A 16227-nucleotide genomic window follows, 5' to 3' on the forward strand; every position below is an offset into this window, starting at 1 on the left:
ATGCGCGAAATCTGCTCGAGCGGCCGGGCAAAGCTGGCATAGAGCTCCAGGCATCCGCGATTGCCGCACCGGCAAAGGTCACCGCCGGGATCGATGCTGATATGCCCGAATTCGCCGGCGCCGCCGGCGATGCCGCTCACCAGCCGGCCATGCTGGACAATGGCCCCGCCGACGCCCAGATCGACCTTGAACAGCACGAAGTCGTCTTGGCCGACGGCCGCACCCCACATCAACTCCGCAATGGCCGAGCAGTTGCTCTCATTTTCGGCGAAGATCGGCTGTTCGAGGGTCGGCCCAAACAAGGTCGGAACGATACTCGCGCACAGCACACCGCCGCACCTAAGGCGCTACGCCTTGACCAGCGACATTGGTCGATCCCGTGTCAGTCGATCCGAATGCTTGAGACCCCAGTGCGCAAGCGGAGCAAGAGCGTCGTCCAGCTCCAGACCTAGGTCAGTCAACGAGTATGCGACGCGAGGCGGAACCTCCCCAAAATCGTGTCGGTCAAGGAGTCCGTCCGCCACCATCTCTCGCAAATGCTGGATGAGCATCTTCTCGCTCATGTCGGGAATAAGGCGACGCAACTCGCCAAACCGCCGCGGCTGCTTCCGGCAAAGCCAGAGGATCGTGCCTTTCCACTTGCCGCTGATCACAAGGAATGCCGGCCCCAGGCCGCAGGCTTCAGGTAAGTTCGTTGCCATCACATCGCTCCGATAGGGTACCTACAAAATAGTAGGTACTTGCCAAACCGGCGGTAAGTCAATCACCTTGCGCCTCCCTCGTGGCGTTATCGCGCCGCAGGCAAGCAAAAGGACTTTCCCATGGATATCCCATCCAAGAATTTTTCCGCCGCACCCGATCCACGACGCTGGATTGCATTGGCGGTACTTTGCGTAGCCTTCTTTATGGTTTGCCTTGACGGACAGATCGTCCTCCTCGCCTTACCCTCGATCGAGGCACAACTCGGTTTCACCCCATCCGCGGTGCAGTGGGTGATGAGCGCCTACATGCTGGCTCTGGGCGGGCTTCTTCTTCTCGGGGGTCGAGTATCGGATCTGTTGGGTCGGCGGCGCCTGTTTATGGCGAGCACAGCTGCTTTCCTTGTCGCCTCGCTGGCGTGCGGGCTTTCCGGCAATCCAGGATTTCTCATCGGTGCCCGGGTTGTTCAAGGAATTGCCGCTGCCGTATTGACCCCCAGCGCCCTATCGATCCTCATGACCACCTTCGAGGGAAATGAACGGAATCGAGCCCTGGGGCTATGGTCCGCGATGGGAGCCGGCGGGGCCACCGCCGCGCTGCTGGTGGGTGGACCGCTTGCCGATTGGCTCGGTTGGCGCTGGGTGTTCTTCATTAATGTCCCCATCTGCGCCATGATCCTGGGGCTCAGCCCGTTCACGCTGCGCGAGAGCCGTGCTATCGGCAGCCGCGGTGGCTTCGATCTCGGCGGCGCCGTGACGATTACCGCGGCGCTCGTGGCATTCGTACTGGCGATCACCGAGGTTCCCAGCGTTGGCTGGGCCCATCCGCAAACCCTGGGCCTGTTGGGTGCAACGCTCGGACTGCTCGGCGCATTCGTGTTGATCGAAAGGCGGGTGAATAACCCGCTTGTTCCCCTTGCCATCTTTCGGTCTCGCTCATTTGTCGGCGGGAACCTGACCATGCTCTTCGCCGGGGCGCTCGTATTCGGCATGGCACTTTTGGTGTCGCTTTATGCCCAGAAGGTCCTGGGTTACTCGCCGCTTGTCGTTGGCCTTGGCACGATGATCTATGCAATCCTGTCGATCGTCTCCTCAACACTGACGGGTAAATGGATCGGCCGGGCCGGGGCGCGTGCGATTGCCGTGATCGCCATGCTCTTGATGGGCGCTGGGTGCGCACTCTTCACCTTCATTGTTCCCGAAGGCACCTACCTCGCGCATCTGCTTCCGGGCTTGATCGCCTTCGGGCCTGGTATCGGAATGGCTGCCGTTGCCGGTTCCGTTGCAGCTCTCTCGAAGGTCAAGGAAGCCGACGCAGGCCTCGCGTCCGGGATAAACAGCGCGATGTTCCAGATTGGCGCTGCTCTGGGGGTAGCTATCACCGCCACCGTCGCTGTCTCGATGACGGGGACGTCGGATACCCCCGCAGCACTGACCGCAGGGTATGCGGCGGGCTTTTGGGCCTGTGTGATCATCGCCGCCACCGGTGCAACGCTTGCGCTGCTCCTTCTTTCGCGGGACAGAACGCCGGCCCCTGCGCCGGTGCACGTCGGGGTATGAGGAATTGGGGAGCCGCCGTCGCGGCTCCCCTACCAGATGCGCAAACGCGAGGCGGCACAGCCTGCGACGGGCCATATGGGTTGCATCATACAAGTCAAGATGTAGGCTGTGCCGATGCTTAGACGCGTCTACGAAACCAGAACTGCTCAGCAGCGCGCGCCCCGGCCCGATCGAGTTCCGCGACGCCTTGGGCCGACAGCGAATCGAGTTGTAGTTGCCCCGCGTCGACGACGATACGCTGGCTGACGTCGCCGACGTGGTTGCCCAGCCTGGCTCAGCGCGGCCAGAGTTGTGCATTAGATATTTGAGGTCCACATGCCGCTGCTTGGCGGCAACGCATCGAGGAGAGCAAGATGGTTATTCGTCAATGGCGCGCTCGCGCCGCGGCGTCCAATCCGCACGGTTATCCCAACCACTTCAGAACCAGTGTCCTTCCGGCATTGCTCCAGACGGCCGGATTTCTCGGAGCGCAGTTGAGCGTGCGCAAAGTTGATGCCGAAATCGAATTTCAGGTGCAGACCCGGTGGCAATCGATGGAGGCCATCGGCAGATTTGCCGGGTCAGATGTCGAAAAGGCGGTCGTCGAACCGGGCGCTGTCGCCGAGCTGCTCTCCTTCGATCCGCGTGTATGCCACTACGACGTCATTGAGGACGCAGGGAAGTCGTCCGGATCAAGCGGAGCCTGACCGAGTGTTCCAGCCATCATCCCGTGCAAAACTCGAATTCCAGCCGACCGCCGGGAGTGTATCCCGCATCGCCGCGCGAGGAGAGGATGACGAACCGCTTGCCGGCGGGCAGCGAACCCCGAAGCTGGGTTCATTTTGGACGCTGGTGCACCGCCTCCCCGGGAGGCCGAGAATGTCGGCAGCGGCGAGGGATATGGCGCCATCCACGACGGCTTCACCCGCCTTTCCCGCTCTTTCGCCGGATCAGCTCGAAAACACCTGAAATATCCTCATCTCCGAATCCGCCTCCCACCCGTTTGCGGAACAGGTCCAGCATGGGGTCGAGCAGATCGGTGGCGACGCCCTGCTCCCGGGTAGCTGTGAGGATGTTGTCCAGTGAGGCGGCCTGCATCCCGAGGTTCGACACCACATTCACGCAATGCCTGCCGCTGTCGATCTTCTCCGCATATCCCGGCAGCTCGCCCATCATCGCGGTCATCCATGGGCCAAGGAGCTTGAGGAAAGCGCCCGCGCCAATGCCTTCGGAATCTACGAGCGCGGTAGCGTGGAAGAAGCCGGCGAAAAGGCCATACATGCCGCTAAGAAGGGCCAAGTCGTGCAGCGATGCCAGCCCGGCATCCCCGCCGAGATAGTTCGCGGCGCCAAGCGCCTCGAGCGTTCGGGCGTGCGCATCGAAGGCCGCTTTGGAGCCGCTGTAGAGGATAAGCGCATGTTCGCCGCCGATCATCGGAGGCGTCGCCATGATGCCGCCGTCGAGATAGGCGGCGCCCAGCTTGGCAATCCGCTCGGCCGTGGCGCGCGCCTGTGCCGGCGTGCCGTTGGTCAGATTGACCAGCGAACGCCCGGAAAGCGCCGATGCCGCATCATCGATCACCGAATCCGACGCGGCATAGTCCAGCACGCACATCACGGTGACGTCGCTTGCGGCGGTCGCGTCGGCGGCGGACTTCACCTCGCGCGCGCCTTTGGCAAGCAGTGATGCGGCCTTGCCGGGCGTGCGGTTCCAGACCGTGACCGTGTGGCCCTGCGAAAGAAATCGGGCGGTCAGCGCCTGCCCCATGGCCCCGAGGCCGAGGATCGAGATATTGGCCATGTACGTGCGTCCTTCTACGTTCCGAATTGCAGCCCCGCCCCACGGCGGCGGCTACAAAGAGATGCAATATTGGACGCAGAAGCAGTAGTGGGTTATCTGTAGATCTATCGTCCACATTTAGGAACGATGAGAGCTCCGGATGCTGAATCTCAACGACCTCCTCGTTTTCGTTCAAGTAGTTGATCATGGCGGCTTCGCTGCGGCGGGGCGTGCCCTGGGCATCCCCAAGTCCACTCTCAGCAAGCGGCTCTCCGAGCTGGAAAAGGCGATTGGCGTGCGTCTGGTCCAGCGGACCTCGCGCAGCTTCACCGTGACCGAGATCGGCCGAGATTTTCATCGTCATGCCGCCGCCATGCTGATCGAAGCGGAGGCGGCCGACCATGTGATCAAGGGTCGCCTTGCGGAACCGAGCGGAACGGTGCGGATCACGGCATCGCTGCCGATCGCCCAGTTCCGTCTAGCGGCGATCCTCCCGCGTCTCGCAGCGAGCTATCCGAAGGTCCGCATCATGCTCGACGTCTCCGACAGGTTCGTGGACATCGTGCAGGAAGGTTTCGACATCGCCATCCGCAACCACTTCGCCCCGTTGCCGGATACCGAACTCGTGCAACGTCGCATCGATTACGACCCCGCCTGGCTCGTCGCCTCGCTCGACTATATTCGGAAGCATCTTACCGGACTGGACAGCGCGTGGCGTGGCGACGACTCTGCTGATGCCGCATCGTCGCGGGCAGCTCCCCTCCGTTAGGGTCGTTGCCGACCATCTGATCGCTGAACTCTCGCAACGGCCACAAGGTGCAGACCCAATCAATGCAGACTGATAGTCCTTGGGCGGGTACGTTGGAATCCTGGGCCGATCGCTGGGGCGTCGTGGGCGCCGAAGTGTGATGTCCGCTTACGTGCGACCAGACCCCAAATGTCGCAAAATGAGGGCCGAGCCGTCATCGCCTCAAAGGATTCGAACTCAATCAGTCGCCGCCCCTGCTAGGCTGGCGTGCTCTGGCCGGCGCGTGCGCCGTAGGCGGCGGCAAATGGCGGTGTTTGGTGCACCCGAAGGGATTCGAACCCATGACCTCTGCCTTCGTACGGCAAGGTTTACCTGGAACGTAGCCATATCATCGCAGTCGGCTGTTGTGGCGCAGCACGAGGCCGACCGCGCCGAGCAATGCATCGTTCTCCGTGTGCTTGCCAACGATTATCCGCGTGCGCAGCGCGGGCGCCACATCGCGGGACTTGATGAGCGTGTGGCGTTCATATGACGCGATCAGTGGCGCCAGGAGAATGTCGCCCGCCAAGGCCATGCGGCCGCCGATGATAATGAGCGGCGGATTGAGCACCGAACCGATCAAGCCGAGCCCACGTCCGGCGAACTCGGCGGTGTCCTCGATCATCCGCAGCGCCCTTACGTCGCCCTGCTCGGCCATCATGATCACGTCGTCCATCGTGACCGGCCGCCGCACGATGCGCGAAATCTGCTCGAGCGGCCGGGCAAAGCTGGCATAGAGCTCCAGGCATCCGCGATTGCCGCACCGGCAAAGGTCACCGCTGGGATCGATGCTGATATGCCCGAATTCGCCGGCGCCGCCGGCGATGCCGCTCACCAGCCGGCCATGCTGGACAATGGCCCCGCCGACGCCCAGATCGACCTTGAAGAGCACGAAGTCGTCTTGGCCGACGGCCGCACCCCACATCAACTCCGCAATGGCCGAGCAGTTGCTCTCATTGTCGGCGAAGATCGGCTGTTCGAGGGTCGGCCCAAACACATCGCGGATGTTGACCCCGGCCCAGGTCGGAACGATACTCGCGCGCAGCACCACTCCTTCGCGGCTGACTGGGCCTGAGACGGAGACCCCAACCCCCAGGAGCCCCGCCATCGGCAGACCGTTCTCTTCATAGCATCGGGCAATTACTGACTTGGCGAGCTGGGCCGCCTGCTGCGGCTGGTAGTCCAGACCCATGGGGATAGTTTGTTCGGCAATGAAAGAATGCGAGACGTCGGCGACGACGCATCGCATTTCGTCGAGGCCCAGATGGATGCCGACGCAGGTGCCCGCAGCGGGATTGAGCGTCAATGCCGTGGCAGGCCTGCCGATACCCCTGGCCGCGTCATGATGGGCCGAGGATTCGATCACCATCCCCGATTTTCTCAAGCCATTGAGCGCGGTTGAAACCGTCGACCGCGCCAAACCGGTAATGCGGGTAATTTGCGACGCAGAAAGGACGCCGCGCTCACGCAGGCATCGGACGATCAGGCTCTCCGGCGACGCGGACGGCCTGTCGATCAGCCAATTTCTAAGCGAAGGTTTGTTCATGATGAGCACAAAGGACGTTGACTGATAGCCCAAATATGTCATCTTGGAAAGAACGGAGATTACTGCATCTCACCGGCCAGGACCTCAAATCGCGGGCCACAAGCGGTCGATACGAACCGTGCATCACCTATGGGAGTGAAACGATGAAATATCTGAGGACGGCCTTTGCGGCCGCTACCGCCTTCACCTTGCTTACCGGAGCAGCACTCGCGGAGCCCAAGACCAACCTCTTGCACCAATGGGCGACCGGATCGGACGCCCAGGCTATCGCCAAGCTCGGCGAGATGTTTACCGCCAAGGGCGGCGCCTGGCAGCAGACCTCGATCGCAGGCCATACAGCCAACACATTGGCCAAACTGCGTGCCGATGTGATCGCCGGCAACGCACCTCCCGCTGTGCAGCTCAAGGGCCCCGAGATCGCCGAATGGAACGAGACGGGCATGACAGCCAATCTCGACGACCTGGCGAAGGCGGAAAATTGGGAGAAGGTCGTCGCTCCCGAATTGCTGCCGGTGATGAAGCCGACGGGGAATTGGGTGGCGGCGCCGATGAACATCCACCGCATCAACTGGCTGTGGGCATCGCCAAAGGTCATGAAGGATGCGGGCGTCACCGAGATGCCGAAGACATGGGCGGAATTCAACGCCGCCTGCGACAAGATCGTGGCCAGCGGCAAGATCTGCATTTCGCACTCGACCGCCGACTGGACCGACTCGACGGTTTTCGAAGTGGTCGTGTACGGTCAGGACCTCGATCTCTACAAGAAAGCTTTCGTCGAGGGCGACGTCGATGCCATGCGCAGCGACGGCATGGTCAAGGCCTTCGAGCAGTTCCGCACCATGACCTCGAAGTACATGGACCCCGGCATGAATGGGCGTGACTGGGATACCATGTCGCACCTGGTCGGCCGCGGCGAGGCCGCCTTCCACATCATGGGCGACTGGACGATCGGCCTGCTGACGGCTGGCGGCTTCAAGGAGGGCACCGATTATGTCTGCGCCCAGGCGCCGACCGATTGGGGCAAGCCCGGCTTCATCCTGAATTCAGACTCGGTTGTGTTCTTCAAGCAGAAGGACCCGGACTACATCGAGGGACAGAAGCTGCTTGCCAGCATCATCCTATCGCCCGAGTTCCAGACCATTTTCAATCAGACCAAAGGCTCCATCCCGGCCCGCCTCGACGTCGATCTTTCGAACGGCTTCAATCCCTGCCAGCAACTCTCGCAAAAGGATCTGCAAGCCTCGATCGCCGCCGGCACGCTCGTCCGTTCCATGGCGCACAACATGACGGTGCCGCAAAAAGTCCGCGGCGCAATCATGGATACAATCACCGAGTTTGTGGCGACGCCGGATATGAGTGCGCAGGACGCGGCCAATGCCATGGCGGATGCGGCCGAAGCGCAGAAGTGAAGCTGCCGATGATGGCCGGGGGCGAAGCGCCCGGCCTGACTTCGCCGGAGCAGCCCGATGTCCACCCATGACCTGATTGTACCGGCCGCAGCCGCCACGACCCGTCCGTGGCGCGAGCGCCTTGGCACGATGGTGCCCATTCTGGTGCTGGCGCCGTCGATAGCGGCGAGCTTCGTCTATGTTTTCGTCTTCACGCTCTGGACGCTCTACATCTCGCTGTCCAATTCGTCGCTGTTGCCGACCTATGGGTTCGTCGGCCTCGACAATTACGCTTCGCTCTGGGCAAACCGGCGCTGGAACATCGCCTATACGAATCTCTTCCTGTTCAGCGGCTTCTATATCGTTGGCTCGATGGCGGTTGGCCTGCTGCTCGCGATCGCGATCGACCAGCGCGTCCGCGGCGAGGCGGTTTGGCGCACTATCTTCCTCTATCCGTTGGCGGTGTCCTTCATCGTCACCGGTACGGTGTGGAGTTGGCTCTATAACCCTGTCGACGGTATCCAGGCCTTCGTTCGCGGGCTTGGCTGGACCGACTTCAGCTTCGCCCTGACGGCCAACCGCAACACGGCGATCTATGCGGTGATCATAACCGGTATCTGGCAGTCGTCCGGCTTCGCGATGGCACTTTTCCTGGCCGGTCTGCGGTCGGTCGATCCGGATCTCGTCAAAGCCGCGCAAATCGACGGCGCGTCGGTTTTCCGGACCTATCGCAGGGTCATCCTGCCCACCATCGCCCCGATATTCCTGGCGGTGGCGGTCATTCAGATACAATTCGCCATCAAGACCTTCGACCTGGTGGCGGCGTTGACGCGGGGTGGGCCAGGCGTGTCCACCACCTTCCCCGCCATCTATGTCTACGACCTGATGTTCCAGCGCGGGCAAATCGGCGAGGGTGCCGCCGCGGCGATGATGATGCTCGCGGCAGTCGCGGTGGTGCTGGTGCCGTACTCGTTGTGGATCGTCTGGCGCCGGCGGGCGGAGGGCCGCAATGGCTGAAATTGCCCCCAATGCCAGCTTTGACCCGGCCCGCCCCAATCCGACCGGCTTTGATCCGGAAGCTGCCGCAGCCACGCGCCGGCATTTCTGGAGCCGCTTCCTTGTTTATGCCGTGCTGGCGCTTTTCGCGATGGTCTATCTCGTGCCGTTGCTGGTGGTGATCTTCAACTCATTGCGCGAGCAGTCGGAGATTGCCCGCAACGGCCTCATCTCCGTACCTCGCAGCTTCCGGTTCGATGCGTGGGCGCAGGCCTGGGGATCCTACTGTGTCAGCGGTACCTGCGAGGGCATGAAGCGCAATTTCTTCAACTCGCTGGCGATGACGATCCCCGCCACAATCATCTCAACCATTCTCGGCGCCATGAACGGCTACATCCTCTCCAAATGGCGCTTCAGGGGTTCCGAACTGATCTTCAATCTGATGCTGCTCGGCGTATTCATGCCCGGCCAGATTTCGCTGATGCCGTGGGCGTTCCTGCTCGGCAAGCTCGGCCTGACCAATTCCACATATGGGCTGGTGTTGATCCACGTCGTCCAGGGCATCTCGTTCACCACCCTGTTCTGCCGCAATTTCTACGTCAGCATACCGGACGACCTTATCAAGGCGGCGCGCATTGACGGCGCCGGCTTCTGGCGAATCTTCCGCAAGATCATCCTGCCCCTGTCGCCGCCCATTCTGATTGTCACCGTCATCTGGCAGTTCACCGGCATCTGGAACGAGTATCTGTTCGGCGTCGTCTTCACGTCGGGCCAGCAGCAGCCGATTACGGCGGCGTTGGTCGCGCTCACGGCCGGCGGCACGACCGCACGTGCTTACGATGTGATGAGCGCAGCCGTGCTGATCGGCGCGTTGCCACCGCTGCTGATCTATCTGTTCGGTGGCAAATACTTCGTGCGCGGCCTCACGCAGGGCGCCATCAAATGAGGCGTCGCCCATGTCCGCGTTGATGATCCGCAACCTTCACAAGAGCTACGGCTCGCTCGAGATTCTTTCCGGCATCAATCTCGAGGCTAAGACCGGAGAATTCGTCGCGCTTGTCGGTCCGTCGGGTTGCGGCAAGTCAACCTTGCTCGCCATGATTGCCGGCCTGGAAACCGTCACGTCGGGAGAGATTTGGATCGGCGACCGGCTGGTGAACTCGGTGCAACCCAAGGACCGCGACATTGCGATGGTGTTCCAGTCATACGCCCTCTATCCCACGATGACGGTGCGCCAGAACATCACCTTCGGCATGGAAAGCCGCGGCGTGCCCAAAGCGGTGCAAGCGGAAGCTGTCCAGCGCGTTGCCGCACTCCTGCAGATCGAACAGCTGCTTAAACGCAAGCCTGGCCAGCTCTCGGGCGGCCAGCGGCAGCGCGTTGCGATGGGGCGTGCCCTCGTCCGCGACCCGAAGCTGTTTTTGTTCGACGAGCCCCTGTCCAATCTCGACGCCAAGCTGCGCGTCGACATGCGTACCGAAATCAAGAAGCTCCACCATCGCGTCGGCAAGACCACGGTGTATGTCACCCACGATCAGGTCGAGGCGATGACGCTTGCATCCCGCATTGCGGTGATGAACCAGGGCTCGGTACAGCAGTTCGACACGCCGAAGCGGATCTACGACCGGCCGACAAACATGTTCGTTGCCGGTTTCATGGGATCGCCGGCGATGAATTTCATCCCGGCGCGGCTTACCGGCTCGACCAGCATCTCGGTACGCGCCGCTGACGGCAGCGACGCCAGCCTTGCCCTTGCTGCGCCGATGCCCGCCGGTGCGCCAAAGGACGTCGTGCTCGGTATCCGGCCGGAACACATCTACCGTTTCACGACCGACCTGAAGTCGCGCAAACCTGCTGTGGCGTCCATGCAGGCGCCGGTCGAGCTGGTCGAGCCGACCGGGGCCGAGACGCTTGCCGTGCTCAGGCTGGGTGACCTGGAGATCACCGGCCGCTTCGAGCCGGACGACGCTCCCGTCATGGGCGAGACGATAACGCTGGGCATCGATATGTCGCGCGCCTGCCTGTTCGATCCAACAACCAAGGCGCTTCTGTAATTTGATGTCCGTACAATTCGCAACCTATCCGAGCTTGGCCGATCGGGTCGTGCTGATCTCCGGCGGCGCCTCCGGCATCGGCGCCGATATGGTCCGCGCCTTCGCCTCGAATGGCGCCCGGGTAGCCTTTCTCGATGTGCAGGACGAACCAGCGGAGGCGTTGCTGCGCGAGCTCGGCGGTGCCGCCGGGCGGGCTCCCTTATATCTCCATTGCGACGTGACCGACGTCGATGCGTTAAAGGCGTCGGTAGAAGGCGTGCGCGCGCGGCTTGGTCCGGTCGCCGTCCTGGTGAATAACGCTGCCAATGATCAGCGCCATCCCATCGACGCAGTGACGGCCGAATATTGGGACCGCAGCTTCGACATCAATCTCCGGCATCACTTCTTCGCCGCTCAAGCTGTGCATCCGCATATGCAGGAACTCGGCTTCGGCTCGATCATAAACTTCTCCTCCATTGCCTGGCGTTTCGGAGCGGACCAGATGGTGGCCTACGCCACCGCCAAAGGGGCTGTGGTGGCGCTGACGCGTGCGTTGGCGCGGTCGTTCGGACCCGACAACATCCGCGTCAATGCAGTCGAACCCGGCGCCGTCATGACCGAGCGGCAGCGCGAGCTGTGGTTCAAGACGCAGGAGGCAGTCGACCAAACGGTGCAGCGGCAATTGATCCGTCGCGTCCTCCTGGGCGAGGAGATTGCACGGACCGTGCTCTTCCTGGCAGCGGATGACAGCCGCATGATCACGAAGCAGTCCATCACCGTCGATGCCGGCCTGCGCTAGTGACCCCTCTCCGCCCTCCATTGGAACCGCCAAGCTGATGCTTCGTCTCGGCCTCAACCCCTACGGACTGACCTACTATCTCGGACTGCAGGGCCGTGGCACGCCGCGGCACAATCCGGACGGCGTGGGACTGGAAGGCTTCATCGCGCTGGCGCAGGAACTGGGCGCACGCACGCTCGAGATCTACGAACCCTGGTTGACCGACTTGCCGGATGCCGAAATCGTCGCGCTGCGCAAGCGTATGAGTGCGCTCGATATTGTCCCCGTGGTGAGCGGCGGGCTGCTGGTGGCAGGTCCGCTGGACAACGCATTTCGGGCTGCGCGCCTGCTCGAGGCGACGACGATCCGTATCGCACTGACGCCTGTCCTGTGCGGCGACCGCAACGCCTGGGGCCGGAAATGGAGTGAGTTCAATACGACGATCCGCGCTGCGTTGACAGATTGGGGACCGCGTGCGGCGGCCGAGGGCCGGGTACTCGGCATCGAGAACCATCAGGACTTCGGCAGCGACGAACTGGTCGCGTTCTGCGAGCTCGGCGGACCGGGCGTCGGCATCACCTACGACACCGGCAACACTTTTCCTGTCGGCGAGGCGCCGCTTGCCTTCACGCAGCGGATCGCACCCTATGTCCGCCACGTTCACCTCAAGGACTATCGCGTGCAGTTCACGGATGAGGGCTACCGTCTGGTCCGCTGCGCGATCGGCGACGGCGCCGTGCCTTTTGGCGAACTGGCAGCCATCCTTGGCGAGCACCACGACACGCTGACGGCGGTGCTCGAACCGGGCGCGCTGGAGGCCCGTCACGTTCGCTGTCTCACGGACGACTGGTGGAACGGATATGCGCCGAAGACCGCACGCGAGTTCGCGGCCTGCCTGAGTGCTGCGCGCGCGAACCGTCTTGCGGACGACGCCGACTACCGCACGCCATGGGAGCGCGACAATGACGGCGCGCTCGTTTCGTATGAGCTCGACATGATCCGCCGCAGCGCCGCCAATATGAAGAAGTTCGGTTTCATTGCAATGGAGAGATCAGCATGACCACCCGAGACCTCAGCGGCCTGACCGCCTTCGTCACCGGCTCGGGACGCGGCCTCGGCCGCGTGATGGCCGACCGCTTGGCCGAACTTGGCGCAAACGTCGCGGTCCACGACCTCGATTGGGCCCGGCCATCTCAATATGGTGAATTCGCGGACCTCGGCGACTCTGCCCGGGGCTTGGAGAAGCATGGGACACGGGTGACCGCGGTCACCGGCAATATAGGCGACAAGCAAGCTGTCGCCGAAATGAAGAGGAAGATCGAGGCGGACCTCGGCGACGTGCACATTCTGGTCAACTGCGCCGGCGGCGACATCGGCGCCAAGGGCGTAAAGCCCAGTCCCAACAACGCACTCGACATCGACTACGACGACATCAAGGTTCTAACCGAGAACAATCTCATCGGCACGATGTTGGTTTGCCAGGCGTTCGTTCCGCCGATGGTCAAGCGGGGCTCGGGCTCGGTGATCAACATCGCCTCGGCGGCAGCGCATATCGGCTGCTCACCCGAGGTGGTCTATTCAACGCTTAAGGCGGCCGTCGTCCATTATACGCGCTGCCTCGCCAAGGAATTGATCGACGATGGCGTACGCGTCAATGCGGTAAGCCCTGGCGCCACCAAGACGGCACGGTTCCAGGCGAGTCGCGTGGTCGATCCGCAGCGCATGGATTCGAGCAAGAAATCGCTGAACCGGTATGCGGAGCCTGAAGAGATCGCCGAAGCGGTGGCCTTCCTCGCCGGTCCGCGCGCGCGCTTCATCAACGGGCAGGTAATCCGTGTCGATGGCGGTTTCACAATCTTTCCAGGTTAAGCCGCAACCATTGCCGGTTTCGGACGAGTATTTGATCGTGCCGTGACCCGATAAAACTGTTATCGTGCCCTCGCGTCGGGGGCGAAACCATGCAGATCGAGGGGATGGGTTCGGGCAGCATCGGCCGCTGTTTGGCGGTTGTCCGTTGGCAGAGGCGTTACGCTGATGGCGCCAGTGCCGCCTCACAGCGCTGCAACGGCGCTAGCCTCCGGATCCGCGGCAAATGACGGATAATGCCAACGTCCTTGATGCAGTAGTAGTCGGGGCCGGCTGGGCCGGTCTGGGCGTCAGCTATTCGCTGGCTCGGCAAGGCTTGCGCCATGCCGTATTGGAGCGCGGCCGCATCGGAGAGACCTGGCGCACCCAGCGGTGGGATTCCTTCCGGATGAATACGCCCAACGTGCAGACCGTCATGCCCGGCGACTGCTATGACGGTTCGGATCCGTTCGGTGCCCTGACGCGCAACCAGTTCGTCGCCCTGCTTGAGGATTTCGCCAGGCGAAACGAATTGCCGGTCGAACCGGACACTGTGGTGACCGAGCTCGCCGGCGGGCACGAGAATGGCGGCTATCGGCTGATCACCTCGCGCGGAACACTTTTGGCACGCAACGTGGTGATCGCCAGCGGCAACTTGAATTGTCCGGTGCGCCCAGTTTGGGCCGCTGCGTTGCCGCCGGGCCTGCGCCAGATCGATGCTTCTGATTATCGCAGCGCCGCTGATCTCCCGGCTGGAGCGGTGCTGGTGGTCGGAAGCGGCCAGTCCGGTGCCCAGATCGCGGAAGAACTGGCGGAAGCAGGCCGAACAGTCTTCCTTGCCACCAGCCGGGTCGGGCGGCTCTCGCGGCACTACAGAGGTCGCGACATCATGCTCTGGCTCGTCGAAAGCGGATTTCTCGACGTGCGTCGAGACGAGATCATTCGACTTGCGGGGCGCATTCCACCTCGTGGTCTGCTTGGGGTAGAACACACGATAAGCCTGCAAGGGCTCGGCGCCCAAGGTGTCGTGCTGCTGGGGCGGTTCGCAGGCGTCGAAGATGACGGCCGTCTGTCATTCGCCGACGATCTCGAAGAGCATGTTCGTTTTGCGGATGAGGCCTCCGCCAACGTCAAACGCTATATCGACGAATACATCAGCCGCTCCGGAATCGATGCCCCCGTTTCGGAACCCGACCCAGCGGAGACTGTCGCAGCGCAGCTGCCGAATCCGGCTGTCCGTTCTCTTGATGCTGCCGAGTCCGGCATCACGACCGTGGTGTGGTGCACCGGATTCAAGGGCGATTTCAGTTGGGTGAGGCTTTCCGGTCTGCTCGACCCGGAAGGACAGCCTGTTCACGAGGATGGCGTGGCCGCCCTGCCAGGCATCTACTTCGCCGGGTTGGATTTCGCCTCCACGCGCAAATCAGGCATAATATTGGCGATTGCCGAGGAGGCCCATCGCCTTGCGGAACACATCGTGCGGCGTTCGTGACGACCTGGACACCGTCGGCAGGTTTCTAAACCCCCAAGCGGTGAACGGAAGCCGTCACGCCGCCTATCACAGCTTCCTGCAAGCACGCGGCCTTCCGCTGCGAGATGACCTTGTGATCGGCGGTGCAGAGGCGCGCAAGGCTGCGTTTGCCAATGTCACGGCGCTGGCCGCCCGCATGGACCGGCCGACCGCGCTTTTCGTCGAATCCGATCTTGCCGCCGTGACCGCCCTGCACGCATTCGAGGAGGCCGGGCTCTCCGTGCCGGGCGACATAGCGGTCATCGGGTGTGGCAATATCGACGAGGGCGAATTCAGTCATACGGCATTGACGACGATCGGTCCTGAAACGGCCCACTACGACCATTTTGCCGATCATCTGATCTCATTGATTTCGGCAACACCGGGCGCAATACCTACCCTTTTCAGCGTTTCGTGGCAGTTGGTCCGTCGCACGTCCGCATGAGCAGGATCGCCGCTATTTGACGCCCACGCTTTCAGGCCAGAGCGCCTGGATTTCCTTTGGCAGCGCATCTCGCACCTTTGCCGACTGGCCAAGGTCGATATGCCGTGCAAGCACGCGAAATACCGAGCGTACTGCATCCTCGGGATCGACAGGACGGGTCGATTTCAATTCCTCGGCGATGTGTTGCAGGAACTCCTCGAGCGAGCGTGTCTTATCGGGCATGTCGGCGGGCCGATAGTGATCATAGTAGGCGCCCCGCACGAGCAGCGGCAGTTCCGCTCCCAATTTGGCCGCCAGTCCGATCTGTAACCTGTCCCGCAGGGTTCGCAGAACGGCGCCCAATGTGTGCCAGGCGACGTGGCGATCCGGACCAAGATCCGCCATGATCTCGTCGAGCCAGATGTTTGTTAGTTGCAGCGTTTTGTCAAAAACGTCCAAGCCGGTTGTGCTCATCGTCGCCTCCTCGAAAGGTTCTGCGGGCGAAACGGCGACCGGAGACAATTGTTTCGTGGTCCTGTGAAAATAGCCTGGCAAAGCGATGGAAGCCGGTTTAGGTCGGAGAGCCTCTTTGCGTCAGGTCTGCTCTTGGCGCTTCGGCTTCGCTGCCGACGAGCTTCGCCAGCTTCGGTGAGCGCCGTCTCGAGGCGCGCAGTTCTTCGAACGTCAACGGCGCGCGCAACCTTCCCATGGTCGTATCCGGCCATCTGCGTTCCGATCATGAAAGCCGTCTCTGCTGATCCGAAATGCGTCTTTGTCCCCCTAACTGGGCTTGCGCTCATCGGTTTCCGAACGCCTCGCCGTCTAAGCCGGCAATGAGACCAGTCCTCACGTTGCCCGAACCGGATATCTCTTGCCGGACATCTCTTGACTGAATGAGCGGCCC

16 protein-coding genes and 2 pseudogenes are annotated in these 16227 nt (G+C 62.3%); 12 read left to right on the forward strand and 6 right to left on the reverse strand.

Translation table 11 applies throughout. The features are described 5' to 3' along the window. Both NKH63_RS17455 and NKH63_RS17460 read right to left on the reverse strand, forming a co-directional pair. Window positions 1–302 (reverse strand): ROK family protein (locus tag NKH63_RS17455; RefSeq protein ID WP_352918251.1); only part of this gene is annotated, 302 nt, incomplete at its 3' end. Window positions 303–347: 45 nt separating this feature from the next. Continuing rightward, entirely contained in the window at window positions 348–701 is a 354-nt protein-coding gene (locus tag NKH63_RS17460) for a winged helix-turn-helix transcriptional regulator (protein ID WP_023720297.1), read from the reverse strand. Between the two features lie 120 nt (window positions 702–821). Between NKH63_RS17460 and NKH63_RS17465 the strand changes: the two genes are divergently transcribed. Beyond that, window positions 822–2258, forward strand: a complete 1437-nt coding sequence (locus NKH63_RS17465) for an MFS transporter (RefSeq protein ID WP_352494764.1) — start codon at window positions 822–824, stop codon at window positions 2256–2258. Window positions 2259–2611: 353 nt separating this feature from the next. Further along, a complete protein-coding gene (locus NKH63_RS17470) occupies window positions 2612–2944 on the forward strand; it encodes an antibiotic biosynthesis monooxygenase family protein (RefSeq protein WP_352482021.1) in 333 nt (110 codons plus the stop codon). 214 nt (window positions 2945–3158) lie between these two features. On the opposite strand, the gene NKH63_RS17475 is transcribed toward NKH63_RS17470, so the two are convergent. Next, on the reverse strand, window positions 3159–4037 hold the full coding sequence (locus NKH63_RS17475; RefSeq protein WP_023720294.1) for an NAD(P)-dependent oxidoreductase: 879 nt from the start codon (window positions 4035–4037) through the stop codon (window positions 3159–3161). Between the two features lie 139 nt (window positions 4038–4176). Here NKH63_RS17475 and NKH63_RS17480 point away from each other — a divergent pair. Next, window positions 4177–4858, forward strand: a pseudogene (locus tag NKH63_RS17480) (LysR family transcriptional regulator). A 294-nt stretch (window positions 4859–5152) separates the two neighbouring features. Here NKH63_RS17480 and NKH63_RS17485 read toward each other — a convergent pair. Both NKH63_RS17485 and NKH63_RS17490 read right to left on the reverse strand, forming a co-directional pair. Next, window positions 5153–6172, reverse strand: coding sequence for an ROK family protein (locus NKH63_RS17485; RefSeq protein WP_352918367.1), 1020 nt, complete (start codon window positions 6170–6172; stop codon window positions 5153–5155). A 3-nt stretch (window positions 6173–6175) separates the two neighbouring features. Continuing rightward, window positions 6176–6391, reverse strand: a pseudogene (locus NKH63_RS17490) (ArsR family transcriptional regulator); the annotation flags it as partial. A 101-nt stretch (window positions 6392–6492) separates the two neighbouring features. Here NKH63_RS17490 and NKH63_RS17495 point away from each other — a divergent pair. The 9 genes from NKH63_RS17495 to NKH63_RS17535 all read left to right on the forward strand — a co-directional run bounded on the left by NKH63_RS17495 (window position 6493) and on the right by NKH63_RS17535 (window position 15344). Continuing rightward, entirely contained in the window at window positions 6493–7758 is a 1266-nt protein-coding gene (locus tag NKH63_RS17495; protein ID WP_352787823.1) for an ABC transporter substrate-binding protein, read from the forward strand. Between the two features lie 57 nt (window positions 7759–7815). Further along, complete coding sequence (locus NKH63_RS17500) at window positions 7816–8754, forward strand: carbohydrate ABC transporter permease (protein ID WP_352482018.1); 939 nt, start codon at window positions 7816–7818, stop codon at window positions 8752–8754. Next, complete coding sequence (locus NKH63_RS17505; RefSeq protein WP_023720289.1) at window positions 8747–9679, forward strand: carbohydrate ABC transporter permease; 933 nt, start codon at window positions 8747–8749, stop codon at window positions 9677–9679. Before NKH63_RS17500 ends, NKH63_RS17505 begins: the two co-directional genes overlap by 8 nt. A gap of 10 nt (window positions 9680–9689) precedes the next feature. Continuing rightward, window positions 9690–10787: an ABC transporter ATP-binding protein gene (locus NKH63_RS17510; RefSeq protein ID WP_023720288.1), complete on the forward strand. Its 1098-nt coding sequence runs from the start codon at window positions 9690–9692 to the stop codon at window positions 10785–10787. A 4-nt stretch (window positions 10788–10791) separates the two neighbouring features. Further along, window positions 10792–11565 carry an SDR family NAD(P)-dependent oxidoreductase gene (locus NKH63_RS17515; protein WP_023720287.1) on the forward strand — a complete coding sequence of 258 codons (774 nt, stop codon included), beginning with the start codon at window positions 10792–10794 and terminating at the stop codon, window positions 11563–11565. 37 nt (window positions 11566–11602) lie between these two features. After that, window positions 11603–12604, forward strand: coding sequence for a sugar phosphate isomerase/epimerase family protein (locus tag NKH63_RS17520; protein WP_023720286.1), 1002 nt, complete (start codon window positions 11603–11605; stop codon window positions 12602–12604). After that, on the forward strand, window positions 12601–13413 hold the full coding sequence (locus NKH63_RS17525) for an SDR family NAD(P)-dependent oxidoreductase (protein ID WP_023720285.1): 813 nt from the start codon (window positions 12601–12603) through the stop codon (window positions 13411–13413). Before NKH63_RS17520 ends, NKH63_RS17525 begins: the two co-directional genes overlap by 4 nt. Window positions 13414–13636: 223 nt before the next feature. Next, window positions 13637–14881 (forward strand): flavin-containing monooxygenase, encoded by a 1245-nt coding sequence (locus NKH63_RS17530; RefSeq protein WP_352482017.1) that lies wholly within the window; start codon window positions 13637–13639, stop codon window positions 14879–14881. Window positions 14882–14921: 40 nt separating this feature from the next. After that, entirely contained in the window at window positions 14922–15344 is a 423-nt protein-coding gene (locus NKH63_RS17535; protein ID WP_023720284.1) for a substrate-binding domain-containing protein, read from the forward strand. Between the two features lie 12 nt (window positions 15345–15356). Here NKH63_RS17535 and NKH63_RS17540 read toward each other — a convergent pair whose 3' ends face one another. Continuing rightward, entirely contained in the window at window positions 15357–15797 is a 441-nt protein-coding gene (locus tag NKH63_RS17540) for a DUF2267 domain-containing protein (protein WP_352482016.1), read from the reverse strand. Window positions 15798–16227: the final 430 nt, after the last annotated feature.

This window comes from Mesorhizobium sp. M0960 (assembly GCF_040319055.1).
GTDB lineage: Bacteria > Pseudomonadota > Alphaproteobacteria > Rhizobiales > Rhizobiaceae > Mesorhizobium.

Bases quoted from the DNA above. Each gene is read 5' to 3' on its own strand.
- NKH63_RS17470 (WP_352482021.1), top strand. From the start codon at position 2,612: ATGGTTATTCGTCAATGGCGCGCTCGCGCCGCGGCGTCCAATCCGCAC.
- NKH63_RS17520 (WP_023720286.1), top strand. From the start codon at position 11,603: ATGCTTCGTCTCGGCCTCAACCCCTACGGACTGACCTACTATCTCGGA.
- NKH63_RS17505 (WP_023720289.1), top strand. From the start codon at position 8,747: ATGGCTGAAATTGCCCCCAATGCCAGCTTTGACCCGGCCCGCCCCAAT.
- NKH63_RS17510 (WP_023720288.1), top strand. From the start codon at position 9,690: ATGTCCGCGTTGATGATCCGCAACCTTCACAAGAGCTACGGCTCGCTC.
- NKH63_RS17500 (WP_352482018.1), top strand. From the start codon at position 7,816: ATGTCCACCCATGACCTGATTGTACCGGCCGCAGCCGCCACGACCCGT.
- NKH63_RS17530 (WP_352482017.1), top strand. From the start codon at position 13,637: ATGACGGATAATGCCAACGTCCTTGATGCAGTAGTAGTCGGGGCCGGC.
- NKH63_RS17495 (WP_352787823.1), top strand. From the start codon at position 6,493: ATGAAATATCTGAGGACGGCCTTTGCGGCCGCTACCGCCTTCACCTTG.
- NKH63_RS17475 (WP_023720294.1), bottom strand. From the start codon at position 4,037: ATGGCCAATATCTCGATCCTCGGCCTCGGGGCCATGGGGCAGGCGCTG.
- NKH63_RS17460 (WP_023720297.1), bottom strand. From the start codon at position 701: ATGGCAACGAACTTACCTGAAGCCTGCGGCCTGGGGCCGGCATTCCTT.
- NKH63_RS17525 (WP_023720285.1), top strand. From the start codon at position 12,601: ATGACCACCCGAGACCTCAGCGGCCTGACCGCCTTCGTCACCGGCTCG.
- NKH63_RS17515 (WP_023720287.1), top strand. From the start codon at position 10,792: ATGTCCGTACAATTCGCAACCTATCCGAGCTTGGCCGATCGGGTCGTG.
- NKH63_RS17465 (WP_352494764.1), top strand. From the start codon at position 822: ATGGATATCCCATCCAAGAATTTTTCCGCCGCACCCGATCCACGACGC.
- NKH63_RS17540 (WP_352482016.1), bottom strand. From the start codon at position 15,797: ATGAGCACAACCGGCTTGGACGTTTTTGACAAAACGCTGCAACTAACA.
- NKH63_RS17485 (WP_352918367.1), bottom strand. From the start codon at position 6,172: ATGGTGATCGAATCCTCGGCCCATCATGACGCGGCCAGGGGTATCGGC.